Source organism: Vibrio sp. 1F279 (genome assembly GCF_041439815.1).
Lineage (GTDB): Bacteria > Pseudomonadota > Gammaproteobacteria > Enterobacterales > Vibrionaceae > Vibrio > Vibrio tasmaniensis_A.
Genome location: NZ_JBGOOU010000005.1, coordinates 173391 through 188586, shown reverse-complemented (window position 1 = coordinate 188586; position 15196 = coordinate 173391). Strand labels below are relative to the sequence as shown.

Sequence of the window (15196 nt, the reverse complement as noted above, 5' to 3'; positions counted from 1 at the left end):
AGCGATTCTGGACAGAAATGGCTTAGAGTTGATCTTCGAGCTGATTTGATCAACAACGCCACTCCTGATTAAAAAAATCTAAGGCGTAGTGCACCTTTCTATAGCTTGAATGCTCCCATCCTCGATTGAAGATTATGAGCTAGACTACTGATTTCCTGACACGCTATAGCGGTTTGTGAAGTGCCTTCTGCCATTTCTGAGGATGCTGAATTGATATGCTCCACACTTCGATTTAACTCTTCTGACACTGAGTTTTGCTCACTACATGCTGTTGCAATATGAGTACTCATCTGAGCAATATTCTCGACAGAGTGTTCAATCATATCAATTTGCTCTCCAGCCTCATTGACTTGGTCAACACATGTAGCGATACCACTCTGACACTCCCTGCTTGCCTCCCCCATTTTGATGGTTTATTCTTGTAAGTCTTCAACAATATCGACAATCTGCGTTGTAGATTCTTGCGTTCGTTGAGCCAGAGAACGAACTTCATCAGCTACTACAGCAAAGCCTCTCCCTTGCTCTCCTGCTCTAGCAGCTTCTATTGCAGCATTCAAGGCTAATAGGTTCGTTTGTTCCGCAATCCCTCTAATAACATCAACAACAACATTAATGCTACTTGAACTATTTTCTAGATCACTTGCCAATTCATCTGTGTTTTGTATTGTTTTAGTGACCTTATCAATTTCTTGGATTGTTTTATTTAAAATCTCGGTTCCGTGCTTTGCAACTTCAGTTGCTGAGTTTGCTGAGGTAGCTCCACTTTCTGTATTCTGCGCTACCTCGTTAACTGCGGCCTGCATTTCTGTCATGGCCGATGCAACAGAACTCAACTCTAATTGTTGATTTTGCATTCCTGAAGCCGTTTGAGCTGATATTGCACTCACCTCTTCCACCGCTGCTGTTAATTGAATTGTAGAATCACTCACCTCTGAGACTAAAGAATGCAAATTATTTTGCATTGATACTAACTCTTTCAGCAAAGTACCAAGTTCATCTTCAGTTAACTCTCTTTCGTCAATTGTATTATTCAACTGACCTTTAGCTATCTGAGAAGCAAACCATAAAGCTCGATTAACCGGTTTACAAACTACTCGAGATAACAGAACTGACGAAAGAATTATCATACCGATAATGACTAAGGAACCAGCGGCGGCAGTAAGTTTAGTCGATTGAGATTCACTTTGTACTTCTACTTTTAGCTGATTTATAAGCTCATCATTTAAGCTAAGCGTATTGTCCAAGCTAGTAAGAGCTTTTGTATATGTAGTGAAACTAGATAAAACAACTTCATTTGCTTTTTTTGCCTTACCTTGTGCAAGTAAATAATTATATTGCTGCGTTTCAGAAATATAACTATTCCATGTATCTTTAAATACTTTAAAAGAACGCTTTTCTTGCTCACTCAGCGCTAGAGCTTCATACGATAAAATACCTTGTTGAACATTTTCCCTCCATTGTTCAAGCCCCTCTATCCATTCCGCGATTTTGGGATGCTTTGCATTTGACAGAAGCGAAAATTCATCTTTACGAACTTTTGTAATATCAACTTGAATACCTTTAAGCAAGGCAACCGATGGCAGGCTTTTATCAGTTAATATCGCTGTGTTTTTATTCAGTGATAATAAACTCGACATCATCACTACAGAAACAACTGCAAAAACCAGAAATACGGCTAAGTAACTCAACCCAATTTTCTTTACTACACTTAAATCTTTAATACTCATCAATGAACCCACATTTATTCTAAAAATAACGCCATGACTAATGGCACATTACCTACCTTAACAACCGAGGAATGAGAATAAAAATCGTTACGCCCTTATTCATCGAGTGTAATATAGCCGAATATTGACTGAATTAACATCAACTTAGCGTGAATTCGATACAGCAGTTCACTTTTAACTAGAATATGGTGGTATTTTCGTTAAAAAAATAGAGTAAATACCTCAGTTGAATGAGGTTGTATAAAAAACCATAATTTAATGTCAATTGAGCAGCAGGGCGACCGCATGAGTGCCTAGTTTTTCACCGCCTGAGTAAAACCAGCACTTAATACTGCCTCTAGAATGGCTGTATTCATCATGCATCGCTTTTGCTTCCCAACAATGCTTAGCTTAGTTGGCTCTTCTCTGAGCATATTTAAGCTCATATGACGCAAGCAAGATAGATTCTCCGCTCCATGGTCTTTGTATATCTGGCACGCATCACAAACAAGATGTACACCTTGTCCCCAATGCATTGACTCTATATCCCAATGCTCTCTAACTGCCATCGCAGCTTGCTCTGCGCTTAGCACTTTGGAGCTGATATAGTAACGATACTCTAGGTCGATTACTTTTCATTTCTCAATACGGAAGTTTTCAACCATTATAATGCTCTTCAAGTCTTTCCAACGAGAGAAGTTACCTTCCAGTTTTGTACTGTCAAAAACTGCTGTTGCGGATCACAATAACCTATTAGCTTTCTTAGCACTTTGAGATAGGAGCCTAACCTGTGCTTTTTGTCCGATATAAAACATTGTTCTACGTTTCAGCCCCAATTAAACTGTTTTTATATACAGTAATTTTAGGCTTTATTATGTCTATCCGCAATTTAAAAGATGGTTCTACCAAACCTTGGCTCTGCGAATGTTACCCGAATGGGCGAACGGGGAAACGTGTTCGTAAAAAGTTTACGACTAAGGGAGAAGCAAAGGCTTTTGAGCTTCACACGATGAAGGAGATTGACGATAAGCCATGGATGGGAAGTAAACCCGATCACCGTAGAATGAGCGAACTGTTAGACGCTTGGTGGACCATACACGGTCATACGTTGAAATCAGGTAAACAAGCTCGGGAGCTAATAGCCAAGACAATTGAAGAATTAGGGAATCCAATTGCCTCCCACCTTAAAGAACGAGACTATTTAGACTATCGTGCAGCGCGAATACCCTACCGTGGCAAAAATAAATCTATTAAGATTTCACCAACAACACATAACACGGAATTGATTTATCTAAAGGGAATGTTCAAGAAACTGATTAAGTACAATCAATGGAAATACCCCAATCCACTTGAAGCTATCGAAACAATCAAAACAAGTGAGAAGAACCTAGTATATCTAACCAAGCCACAAATTGAAGAGTTCTTAGTTAACCTGAAAAATTTCAACCGAGTCATTACAGTCTCGATTCCACAGCTCATTGTAATTTCTAAGATTTGCTTAGCCACCGGTGCCCGTATAAGTGAAGCTCTAACTCTTACCCGTTCACAGGTAGCTGAATTTAAACTGACTTACACCGAGACAAAAGGTAAGAGGAATCGAAGTGTGCCCATCTCACCAGTTTTATATCAAGAGATCTTAGATATCGCCGTGAGCGACCATGAAATTTTTAACACGAGTTACAAGGACGCCTGGCGCTACATTAAAAGAGCTTTACCAGAGCACGTACCGAGTGGGCAAGCGACGCATGTTCTACGGCATACCTTTGCTTCGCATTTTATGATGAACAAAGGGGATATCTTGGTGTTACAGCGTATTCTTGGCCATACTAAGATCGAGCAGACAATGGCGTATTCTCATTTTGCTCCAGAACATTTGATACAAGCTGTCCACCTCAATCCATTAGAGAATTAATGGCGACAAAGTGGCGGCAGACACTGTAATCGACCGTTATTTAGCGGTTTTATTCGTAAAAAAGGCGACAGTTTTCACTGTCGCCTTTTGCTATTTAGAGCCTAATTTTTTCTATTCCCAATCAAGGATAACCTTGCCAGAAAGCCCACTACGCATAGCATCGAAGCCAGCTTGGAAATCATCAATTTTAAAGTAATGAGTAATGATTGGTGATAGGTCTAACCCTGATTGAATCAAACTTGCCACTATATAAAAAAACAAAAATAACCATTAAATATCAATAGATTATGCTGATTATCAATTAAAAATGGCTACAGAATGGCGACAAAAAAGGCAACAGTTTTACCTGTTGCCTTCTGATATTCAAAACCGGTAGTAACTTACTCCCAGTCTAAAATCACCTTACCAGACATACCAGAACGCATCATGTCGAAGCCTTTCTGGAAGTCGTCCACTTTGTAGTGGTGAGTAATGATTGGTGTTAGATCTAGGCCAGATTGAATCAAAGAAGCCATCTTGTACCAAGTTTCGAACATCTCACGACCGTAGATACCTTTGATAACCAAGCCTTTGAAGATGACTTGGTTCCAGTCTACCGCCATGTCTGATGGTGGAATGCCTAGTAGAGAAATCTTACCGCCGTGGTTCATGTTAGTCAGCATGCTGTTGAACGCAGATGGGTTACCAGACATTTCTAGGCCTACATCGAAGCCTTCTGTCATGCCAAGATCCGACATTACGTCTTCAAGCTTCTCTTCCATCACGTTTACTGCGCGAGTCACACCCATTTGACGAGCAAGATCTAGGCGGTATTCATTTACGTCAGTGATTACAACGTGACGAGCACCAACGTGCTTCGCAACAGCAGCAGCCATGATACCGATTGGACCAGCACCAGTGATTAGCACGTCTTCGCCTACTAGGTCGAAAGAAAGCGCTGTGTGTACTGCGTTACCAAACGGGTCAAAGATTGATGCTAGATCGTCAGAGATTTCTGCAGGGATCTTAAATGCGTTGAACGCAGGGATCACAAGGAACTCAGAGAACGCACCAGTGCGGTTTACGCCAACACCGGTTGTGTTACGACAAAGGTGAGTACGGCCGCCACGACAGTTACGACAGTGACCACATGTGATGTGGCCTTCACCAGATACACGGTCGCCGATTTCAAAACCACGAACTTCTTGGCCGATGCCAACAACTTCACCCACGTATTCGTGACCTACCACCATAGGTACTGGAATTGTGTTTTGTGACCACTCATCCCAGTTGTAGATATGTACGTCTGTACCACAAATTGCAGTTTTCTTAATACGAATAAGAAGATCATTATGACCCATTTCAGGTTTTTCAACCTCGGTCATCCAGATGCCTTCTTCAGGCTTAAGCTTAGAAAGTGCTTTAATTTTCATAATGTTATCCAGTTCATCTCGCCTAACAGTAAGGCGAGAATCAAAAATCTATATGTTCTATTGGGTGTTGTTCTATCTAATCAAAGGATGCAAAGGCACCCCTTTAAAATTAGATGATAGCCATGTCTTTACCAACTTGGATGAACGCATCAATTGCGCGATCCAGTTGCTCACGAGAGTGCGCAGCAGACATTTGCGTACGGATACGAGCTGCGCCTTTTGGTACTACTGGGAAAGAGAAACCTACCACGTAGATGCCTTTCTCTAGTGCGCGCTCTGCGAATTCAGCCGCAACTTTTGCATCACCCAGCATGATTGGGATGATTGCGTGGTCAGCACCGCCCATAGTGAAACCAGCTGCTTCCATGCGAGTACGGAAGTGAGCAGAGTTTTCCCATAGTTGAATACGTAGGTCGCCAGATTCCGCTAGAAGATCTAGAACGCGGATAGACGCCGATACGATTGCAGGTGCAACAGAGTTAGAGAATAGGTATGGACGAGAACGCTGACGTAACCAGTCGATTACTTCTTTCTTACCAGAAGTGTAACCGCCTGAAGCGCCACCCATTGCTTTACCAAGCGTACCTGTGATGATGTCGATACGGTCAACAACGTTGTGGAACTCGTGAGTACCTGCGCCGTTTTCGCCCATGAAGCCAACTGCGTGAGAGTCATCAACCATCACTAGTGCGCCGTACTTATCAGCAAGGTCACAGATAGCAGGAAGGTTAGCGACTACGCCGTCCATTGAGAACACGCCGTCAGTTACGATAAGCGTGTGACGAGCGCCCGCTTCTTTAGCTGCGATAAGTTGCTGCTCTAGCTCTTCCATGTTGTTGTTCGAGTAACGGAAGCGCATTGCTTTACACAGACGAACACCATCAATGATAGATGCGTGGTTTAGAGCATCAGAAATGATTGCGTCTTCTTTGCCTAGAATCGTTTCGAATAGGCCAGCGTTTGCATCAAAGCAAGATGTATAAAGGATAGTGTCTTCTTTACCAAGGAACGTAGATAGCTTTTGCTCTAGTTCTTTGTGAGAGTCTTGAGTACCACAGATGAAACGTACTGAAGCCATGCCAAAACCGTGCTGATCCATACCATCTTTAGCTGCTTCGATAAGAGCTGGGTGGTTAGCAAGACCTAAGTAGTTGTTTGCACAGAAGTTTAGTACTTCTTCACCAGTCGAGATAGAAACCGCTGCTTTTTGTGCAGAAGTGATAATGCGCTCAGACTTGTAAAGACCTTCTTCTTTAACTTCTTCGATTTGAGTTTGAATCTGTTGGTAAAATGCAGAAGACATTGTCTATTCCTTCCTAATTATTATTCAGCAGCATCGCGCGCCGCATTATGTAGGGGATGTAAACGATTTCAATTCGATCATTTACACTGTAAAACTTATACCCCTATTCTAGTTGAACATCCCCTTCTCGATTATCCCTTTAGTTGGAAAAACATTAATGAATCGCAGGCACGAATAATGGTTCATCCCAGTGACACAGGGCACATAAACGCGTCTTACCTGCTCTTTTTAACGTCAAATCCCCTTCCGTTTGTGTCTAATTTCACTTTCATATCAGATCTCTATTTTTCATCTCAGAACGATATGGTGATGATTATCCGCTTCTCTTAGAATGTGCATCAGCAACTCCGCTATACAGATGAAAACCAATGAGATGAAAAGCAAAACACGCCAAGCAGTCAGAGCAATCACGCCAAGTGATTAATGAAATTGATTCACAAATCAGAAGAGATCACTCACAATTGTCAATAAGCTCACCGTTGCAACTAGCCCTACTGGACACTTATGATTAACCCAAAACTCATCGCCCTACTTCCCGATCTCGCCTCGTTTATCTTAGTTGTGAATGAGGGTAGCTTTACCGCCGCAGCAAAGCAGCTAGGCGTGACACCTTCAGCGTTGAGTAAATTGATCACACGTCTAGAAAAAGCACTCTCAGTAAAACTGTTCGAGCGAACCACTCGTACATTGATCATCACGCAAGCAGGCCAGTTGGTATACGATCAAAGCGTGGTCATGATTAATGCGGCGCAACAAGCGGTTGAGCTTTCTACCTCTGACCATACTGAACCTGCAGGCTCTATAACGGTAGCAGCGCCAGAAGCCTTCTTGAACTCCGTGCTACAGCCTTTCGTTGTGCCATTTTTAAATCAGTACCCTGAGATTCAACTCAAGTTAAGAGCCGCCGATGGCGACATCGACATATTGCGCCAAGGCATCGACATTGCCTTTCGCCTTACCGACAAACCTGACGAGAGTTTGGTATTGAAAGAGCTCGGAAAAACAAACCTCGTGTTATGTGCGAGCCCCGACTATTTAGATGCCAAAGGAATCCCTCACCACCCTACCGAGCTGTCTGAGCACGACTGCTTATACCTTGCAGAAACAGATAAAGACCACATTTGGGACTTCCTTAAAGATGATGAGTTTTACACAGTCCCCGTCAGCGGACGCTACGCTGTGAACCACTCTCAGATGCGATTGAAAGGTGTTAAAGAAGGGCTTGGTGTGGGTATTTTCCATGACTTCGTAATTCAAGATGCATTGGCTGAAGGTTCTGTGGTGCAAGTACTGGAAGATTGGACCATCAAGAGTAATTACCATGGCGCTATCGCGATGCAGTTTGCTCAAACCAAGTACATGCCTGCGCGATTGCGTGTGTTCATTGATTATGCGATGGAACACTTGGGTGACAAGCTGGCAGGAGAAATAAACTGATGCTGAAAGGAATACACCACGCCGCCATTATTTGCTCAGACTACGAAGTCTCTAAACGCTTTTATACGGAAGTTTTAAAGCTTGAAGTGATTGCAGAGAATTATCGTGAAGCGCGCCAATCGTACAAGCTTGACTTAGCACTGCCTAATGGCGCTCAAATAGAATTATTCAGCTTCCCTAAGGCACCTGAAAGACCAAGCTTTCCGGAAGCTCAAGGGCTGAGACATTTGGCTTTTTGTGTTGATGACGTTCAATATGCCAAAAGCTATTTGGAAGAACAAGGCATTGAAGTCGAACCGATTCGAGTTGATGAATTTACGGGGAAATCATTTACGTTTTTCGCAGACCCAGACGGCCTGCCGCTAGAGCTGTATCAGCTCTAAAGCTTTATCAAATCTAAAGCCTTCCTCCCAGAATAAGCGCTCGCCTGATTAATAAAACGGACCTTCTCAAGTCGAGAAAGCCCGTTTAAGTGTCAATTAACTCAATGCCGTCTTGAATTTCTCAACGCGTGAAAACAGTAACCAATCCAATAGCATTGCAGTCACAATCGTTGCACCCGCCAGTGGAAACAGTACTGAAATAACCACGACCGTCACCAAGCCTGCCTTCCAAAGCCCTGCATCACCAAACTTTGGTGGTGTACCAAGCTTTCTTTGACCTGAAGGTCTGCGCATCCACCACATCACAGCACCAGTCACAGACACAACAATGAACGCCAAGCAAAACAAGGCATTTAGAAGCTTGTTGATGATGCTGATGTCACCTTGATGCAATGAAATACCCACAGCTAACGTCTTGGCAATGACGTTATAATCTTGCCATGTCACCTCACCCAGAATACGACCTGAGTATTGGTCGAGGTGCGTGGTACGATCCTGCGTTGGATCGATGATGTCACCGCCCATAGTGTTGGCTGTGACCGTGTAAACACCCGTTTCTGAACGCGGGAAATTCACTTTATAGTGCGTAAAGCCAAGTGAGTATGCTTTTTCAATAACGTCATCAATGTCGAAGTTGCTTGCTGACAACATATGTTGAGAGTGATCTTCACCCATCTTAGAGTGATCATGAGGTTCAGTCGCCTCTTCCACATGATGAACGTGTTCTGCTGGCTTATCTTGAGACAAAGGCAGTGGTGTTTGCTCCAAGTTCCAAGGAAGCTCTTCTTCTGAGCCATGGTTAAGAGATGCATGAGTTTTGTCTGAAAGAGGAATATCGTCCCACATTTGAGCAGGGAAAGTGCTCCATGCTTGAACAAGCTTACCGCCCCAAAAACCAGTCCATGCCAATCCAGATAGAATAAACAACAACAGAATAAGCGATAACGTACCACCAATATTCGCATGCAGATCACGCATAAAAATACGCGTTCCTGAACCAAATCGAAGCTTAAGAAAACCAGCGCGGCTCGCGTTATCTCTCGGTAACCACAAGTAAATGCCACTGACGAGCAACAGAATAGACAAGCTTATTGCGACTTCAATCAGGTAATCACCCCAATCACCAATCAACAAAGTGCCGTGGATGTCATTCGCCAGTTGGTACAGGCTATCGCTACGCGGAATCTCTCCGACCACTTCGCCCGTATATTGATTCACCGTAGCGAAGACCAATGAGCCGTCTTCAAGTGCTACCGAAAAACGGTTGGCCAGATCAGGCGTTTTACTCGGTACAAATTGTGTCACCGTACCTTGTGGGTAGTGATTTTGTACGGCAGCTAATTGTTGTGACACCTTGATCAGTTCGCCCGATGCAACAATTTCAATGGCTTCGTGATGGAAAGCGAGTTCGATTTCATCATCAAACAGCATCACCAAGCCAGTAATACTCAACATCAACATAAACGGGATAACGAATAGCCCAGCATAGAAGTGCCAGCGCCAAGTGAGGAAGTAGAGAGTTTTATTGCGGTCTTTGCTTTTTATATTGGTTTTCGAACCAGTTGTTGCACTGCTTTTAGACTGCGAAGTTGCTTGTGCTTTCGCAGGGGTTTGAGATTCATTTCTCAACATTATTATTTCCTTTGACACACGCAAACATACCTTCTGAAAGATCAGAAAGTAATTTGAGCATGTTTAACTTTACTTAATACTTTATTTTTTAATTATTTTAGTGGGTTAGGTTTAAGCAGTAACAAAGGGAGGGCCGCGCGGGGCTTGCCTCATATAGCGTTCGCTTAGAGCCAAAAAAGCGTAGCTGTCTGAGACAATAGAACTCAGTCGAGTTGTCAGTAGTGTAGTTGGAAGTTCATCTTGGTGAAACGTGGAAAAATGGCTAAAGGGACACGGCTTTCCTTTATGAGTATTAGGTTCACCTTCTTCAATTTGAACCCGTTCAAAGCCATTGACCGTACATAACGACGCCCATACTCCCGCACTATTACCATGAGCATTGATAACAGGCATTAATGTCACCAGCACCCAGCTTAATGCTGTAGCAAGTAACATGGAGAAGTTGAACGAGGTTCGGCGCATTATTCCAAATCTTTATAAATTTCCCTTATTATGAGGGACTTGGAATATAGGTAAACGTAAAGATTAACAGCAAGTTAAAAAATTGAAGCTAACGCACACTCTTTTTAGTTAAAAACTAGTTACAACCAAAGAGCCAAAAGAATGTTACGCGTCTATTAGCAGTAAAATGTCTAGAAAAATAGCAGTAAACTGTTTAGAGAAACGACAATAAAAAACGCCGCCTTACACCTTCCCCTAAAGAGGGTAATGTAAGACAGCGTTTTAGAAATCGAATCTTGAGGTTTTGCTCTTTGTTACGTATCTAGCAAACTCAATTGATTGGCAAATTAACCGAAGATCTTGCTCCAAATGCTTGGATTACGCTTCTCATGGTACTCTTCACGAAGGCCGTCAATAGTACGAAGTTCCTGCTGTGCCGACTCTAAGTCACCTTGGTCTAGCTTCTGCTCAATGCTATCCAATGATGCACTGATCTTTTTGAAACCTTCCATGAAGTTATCTTCTTTCTCTATTGGGTAAACACCCGTTTTGAGCTCTGCCACTAGCGTATCTAAACGAACGATAGGCTTTTGCATCTCTTCAATGCTTTGAGCTTCTGCCGCTTGTTTGAACGCAAGCTTCATTTCTTGCATGTTTTTCTTAAGGTCAACATTAGCAAATGCGTTGCCAGACAATACTGAAGCAGCGATTAAGCCAGATAAAAGGATTGAGCGAGTTTTCATTATTTCTCCAAGTGAAGCGGTGTCTTTGAAGTTAGAGCCATCATTATTGTACTGTGGCACTTCGACTTTATTATTTTCGGCTAGTGTATACAAAAATCCGTCGGGCACAAAAATTGATTGTGTCGAAATGCAAACTAGCTAGCTAATTACTGACAAGTACCGGACAAACCATCACTCAAATACCGAAAACTCGGCAATCGATTGACGACCACGTAATACCAAAAAGGCTAGGAATTGCTGTGGTGAATGGGTAATCACTTTACTCGAATCCACGCCCACCTCACCAAGTAGTGAAGACACGAGATCCAACCCACCCACATCTATGCAGAAATGCGCATCGCTACCTGTCGTAATAAACGCACCTTTCGCTTTAGCAATTCTTGCGATCTCGTAACAACGATCAACACTGCCAACGCGGCTATTGCCTTTAAGCGTGGTGTTATTAATTTCGATTGCTACGTTATGTTCCGCCGCACATTGAATCACAACTTCAAAATCGAAATCAAAATTTGGGTTGCCTAAATGACCAAGTGCATCAACACGACCGCCTTTAATCACATTCAACAATGCTTCTGTATGAGTAGCAACATCCGACGGGCGAAAAACGGGCTCGTGGAAGCTGGCAATCACCCAATCTAGATTCTTATCCACACTCGGATGAATGTCGATTTCACCCTGTGTGTTCATGATGTTTGACTCGACACCTCGAATAATAGCGACATCTTCAATAAAACGAGGGAGCACACGTTGGTTACTGAAGAACCAATAGTGTGGCGCGCCCGGCATAGACTCGGAATGGTCGGTCGTACAAAACATAGCTAAACCGTTTTGTTTTGCCGATTTTGCATTCTCGATCAACGTGCTGTAAGCATGACCACTTGCGTATGTGTGGGTGTGGGTGTCTACTTTTAGTTCCATGAATCAATGCCCTCTTCGCTCGGTCAAAAAACGTGCTTAAGAAATGAGTGCTTAATAGCAACAATTCGACCAGTTTATCAGCTGAAAGTGACAATTAGCACCCAAACATAAAGGTTTATTGCTGGTTCATTTACACGACACGGGAATACGTGGCTAACCAGAAGACGCTGACACTTTTCTTATCTAAATAAAATCGAACAGACTCGGTAATTACGCCAATTTTTTGCAACCTACCCAAGTTCGTCAATACTTAAACCAGTCTACAAACTGGAGTGTTAGATGAGAAGAAGACGATATCCGCTGAGTATCCACATCACTAGCCTTTTCTTAATTTTGACCACTCTTGTCGGTACCGTACTGATTTCGATAAGTTATCGGCACTCTCAAGAACTGCTTTTAGGCACCGTGCGCGAAGTCAGTAATGAACATCTCGATAAGCTGGAATCGGTATTTAAACAAGCTATTGCCCCAGTCATCACAACCTTAAACGTGATGGCAGTGAGCCCGTTTGTTGCTCATCAAACCTCCTCCGTCGAAAAAGAATCTTGGCTTGCTTTGGTCGATATCATCTTCAAACAAAATACCAATTTAGTTGCTCTGTTCTATGGCTCTGAAGATGGCGATTTCCGAATCTTTCGTCCTCTGAGTTCCATTAAACAGAGAGCCGACAACAACGCTCCCGCGAAAGCGACCATAATGATCAGCAGCACCAATCTAGATGGTGAAAACTTTATTACCTTTCTCGATGGCGCACACCAAGTGATCAGTACCCGACAAGCCGAGAGTAAGTTCAACCCCACGACTCGACCTTGGTTTCGTAACGCAAAGCCTGACGGCTCAATACAACTCTCTGAGCCCTACCTGTTCTATTTCTTGCAAACCAATGGCATTACGCTTTCTAGACGTTCATTGGATGGCAAGCATGTCGTTGGTGCCGACTTCACGTTGAAATCTCTCTCTTCCCAGATCAGTGAATTGGCCTACTCTCCGCAAACCCGACTCGCCTTGTTCGATCAACATTTCAATCTTCTCGGCCAACATCAACTTGATCTATCGATTCCCAAGCTTACCTCCCAGCCTAACAACACAAGTAAAACTGAGAAAACGAATAACCAAACGACGGGGAAACTCTCTGGCAGTGAGCAAGACCAAAGCTTCTTTAATGTGCCCAAACGTGAACAGTTGGAAGCATTGAAAGCATCCGTCATAGCACCACTTATCTCCGACGAGGAGAAATTAAACCTCAACCTAAAAAACGTTGAATACAACCTAAACACTTGGGCATTAACACTAACGCCTGTTGAGCTCACTCAGAATGTCACTTTATATTTGGCAGAGGCTACGCCACACAATGAGTTGCTCTCTGATCTTATCTCGATGCGTGACAAGCAAGTCGCCGTCGCGATTGGGATGTTGTTCATCTGCTTCGCTATCGTATGGTTTGTTGCTAATCGACTGTCTCAGCCGCTTAATACGCTGATGCAACTCACCGACAACATCGCTCGATTTGACTTCAGGCGTACTCATTATCCCAAAAGCATGATTCAAGAAGTGGCTAACCTCGCTCATTCGATTGAGCTGATGGAACACACGCTTCATGATCTGATTACACTACTTCGAGACACGGCCGGGAATCAGGAATTTTCGATATTAGCCAAAAATATCGCTCATCAAAGCTATTTGATTACCAAAGCAGAAACCATCGTCCTCTTCACTCAATCAAAAGAGAAAGATGTGTTTGATACGGCCGCGAACCTCGCCATTCTTCCCTTTAAGGCCGACATCAATGACTTCATCAAGCACACCCCTTGGTTGCTGTGCCAGCTTAAATCTGGAGAAACCATCCACTTAAACCGAGAAGACAATGTTCTCAACTATTACCAAGATTCGATCTTCAATTCAGATCTGTACCTGTTTCCACTATTAAACCGTGAGAAGTTGTTGGTGGGTATCGTCGCAATTGGCTATGAAAGACCGATTACCAAGATGCAGGCAGACAAGCACGCCTTCTTACGAGAACTGCTCAGTTTTGCGGAAATAGCCAAAGATAACATTGACCAAATGCAGCAACAAAAAGACATGCTTAACGCCTTTATCGAGTTGATTGCATCAGCGATTGATACCAAATCACCTTACACGGGCGGGCACTGCCAACGAGTGCCTGAACTGACCAAATGGCTGACTCAAGCAACCATTGATGATGATCGTTATTACCCGCAATTCTCATTGGATAGTAAACAGTGGGAAGAGTTAATGCTCGCCGCTTGGCTTCATGACTGCGGCAAGGTAACCACACCTGAGTATGTCGTAGACAAAGCGACAAAACTTGAAACCATTTACGACCGAATCCACGAAGTGCGAATGCGTTTCGAACTGTTAAAACAACAGGCTGAAACCGACTACTGGAAAGCCATAGCGAACGGAGCGCTTCAAGAGGATCAGCTTAAGATCCTCGAACAAAGCTTGTCAGAATTGGATGAAGAATTTGCCTTCGTTGCTGAATGCAATCTTGGTGGAGAGTCGATGACGGACGAACAACTAGAACGCTTAGACCGAATAGCCAAGCGCCAATGGAAACGCACACTCGACGATCAGCTAGGGTTATCTTGGTCTGAAAAAGAGAGATTCAATGCACAACAAGACACGACAGAGAAGAGTGAAGCTGAACCAGCAAGAAAAGACCAAATACTACCGGTTATGGAGCCGCTACTTGCCGATAAACCCGAACATAAAATACCTTGGGATAATGACTTTAACCCAGCCAACGTGTGGCAAGAAGCGTTTGTACTCAAACCTGGTGAAGTCAAGTACAACCAAGGTGAATTGCACAATTTGAAAGTACGTCGCGGTACCTTAAACGACGAAGAACGCTTCATGATAAACGACCATATCATTCAAACCTTCACCATGCTCAACAAGCTACCTTATCCATCTTATCTCAAGAACATTCCTGACATTGCCAGCGGACACCACGAACGTATCGATGGCAAGGGTTACCCGAGAGGCTTAAGCGAAGACCAGTTACCTTTGCCGTCTAGAGCGATGGCCATTGCCGATGTATTCGAAGCGCTCACCTCCAGTGATCGCCCATATAAGAAAGGCAAACTCCTAAGCGAATCACTCAATATCATGACCGACATGGCCACCAGCGGTCATATCGATCCAAAACTGTATTTGCTGTTTTTAGAAAACAAAATCTATGACAAATACGCTGAGCGATTCCTAGAGACTAAACAGCGTTGCGAGATTGAACCAAACGAACACATCGACCGAGTAAAAGAGTACATTCGTTCATTGTTCTAGGCTTTT

10 protein-coding genes and 3 pseudogenes are annotated in these 15196 nt (G+C 43.3%); 4 read left to right on the top strand and 9 right to left on the bottom strand.

The features are described from left to right. Window positions 1–98 precede the first annotated feature (98 nt). Both ACED60_RS06260 and ACED60_RS06255 read right to left on the bottom strand, forming a co-directional pair. Window positions 99–1727: pseudogene (locus ACED60_RS06260) on the bottom strand (methyl-accepting chemotaxis protein). Window positions 1728–2020: 293 nt separating this feature from the next. Beyond that, window positions 2021–2434: pseudogene (locus ACED60_RS06255) on the bottom strand (ISAs1 family transposase); the annotation flags it as partial. Between the two features lie 146 nt (window positions 2435–2580). Here ACED60_RS06255 and ACED60_RS06250 point away from each other — a divergent pair. After that, complete coding sequence (locus ACED60_RS06250; RefSeq protein ID WP_054543040.1) at window positions 2581–3618, top strand: tyrosine-type recombinase/integrase; 1038 nt, start codon at window positions 2581–2583, stop codon at window positions 3616–3618. Between the two features lie 111 nt (window positions 3619–3729). Here ACED60_RS06250 and ACED60_RS06245 read toward each other — a convergent pair. The 3 genes and pseudogenes from ACED60_RS06245 to ACED60_RS06235 all read right to left on the bottom strand — a co-directional run. After that, window positions 3730–3870 (bottom strand): annotated as a pseudogene (locus tag ACED60_RS06245) (L-threonine 3-dehydrogenase); the annotation flags it as partial. 128 nt (window positions 3871–3998) lie between these two features. Further along, window positions 3999–5030 (bottom strand): L-threonine 3-dehydrogenase, encoded by a 1032-nt coding sequence (tdh, locus tag ACED60_RS06240; RefSeq protein WP_009845596.1) that lies wholly within the window; start codon window positions 5028–5030, stop codon window positions 3999–4001. Window positions 5031–5139: 109 nt separating this feature from the next. Continuing rightward, the gene (locus tag ACED60_RS06235; protein WP_017098369.1) at window positions 5140–6333 is read right to left on the bottom strand and encodes a glycine C-acetyltransferase; all 1194 of its coding nucleotides are present in this window, start codon (window positions 6331–6333) and stop codon (window positions 5140–5142) included. Between the two features lie 504 nt (window positions 6334–6837). On the opposite strand from ACED60_RS06235, the gene ACED60_RS06230 reads away from it, so the two are divergent. Further along, window positions 6838–7770, top strand: a complete 933-nt coding sequence (locus tag ACED60_RS06230) for a LysR family transcriptional regulator (RefSeq protein ID WP_004730200.1) — start codon at window positions 6838–6840, stop codon at window positions 7768–7770. Continuing rightward, window positions 7770–8153 (top strand): VOC family protein, encoded by a 384-nt coding sequence (locus ACED60_RS06225; protein WP_371727158.1) that lies wholly within the window; start codon window positions 7770–7772, stop codon window positions 8151–8153. Before ACED60_RS06230 ends, ACED60_RS06225 begins: the two co-directional genes overlap by 1 nt. Before the next feature lie 96 nt (window positions 8154–8249). Here ACED60_RS06225 and ACED60_RS06220 read toward each other — a convergent pair whose 3' ends face one another. The 4 genes from ACED60_RS06220 to ACED60_RS06205 all read right to left on the bottom strand — a co-directional run bounded on the left by ACED60_RS06220 (window position 8250) and on the right by ACED60_RS06205 (window position 11887). After that, window positions 8250–9785, bottom strand: coding sequence for a PepSY-associated TM helix domain-containing protein (locus ACED60_RS06220; protein ID WP_371727157.1), 1536 nt, complete (start codon window positions 9783–9785; stop codon window positions 8250–8252). A 111-nt stretch (window positions 9786–9896) separates the two neighbouring features. Then, on the bottom strand, window positions 9897–10247 hold the full coding sequence (locus ACED60_RS06215) for a hypothetical protein (RefSeq protein ID WP_371727156.1): 351 nt from the start codon (window positions 10245–10247) through the stop codon (window positions 9897–9899). 326 nt (window positions 10248–10573) lie between these two features. Then, window positions 10574–10969 (bottom strand): cytochrome b562, encoded by a 396-nt coding sequence (locus tag ACED60_RS06210; RefSeq protein ID WP_012600383.1) that lies wholly within the window; start codon window positions 10967–10969, stop codon window positions 10574–10576. A 171-nt stretch (window positions 10970–11140) separates the two neighbouring features. Next, the gene (locus ACED60_RS06205) at window positions 11141–11887 is read right to left on the bottom strand and encodes a phosphatase (RefSeq protein WP_009845603.1); all 747 of its coding nucleotides are present in this window, start codon (window positions 11885–11887) and stop codon (window positions 11141–11143) included. Window positions 11888–12166: 279 nt separating this feature from the next. On the opposite strand from ACED60_RS06205, the gene ACED60_RS06200 reads away from it, so the two are divergent. After that, entirely contained in the window at window positions 12167–15190 is a 3024-nt protein-coding gene (locus ACED60_RS06200; RefSeq protein ID WP_371727155.1) for an HD domain-containing phosphohydrolase, read from the top strand. Window positions 15191–15196 lie beyond the last annotated feature (6 nt).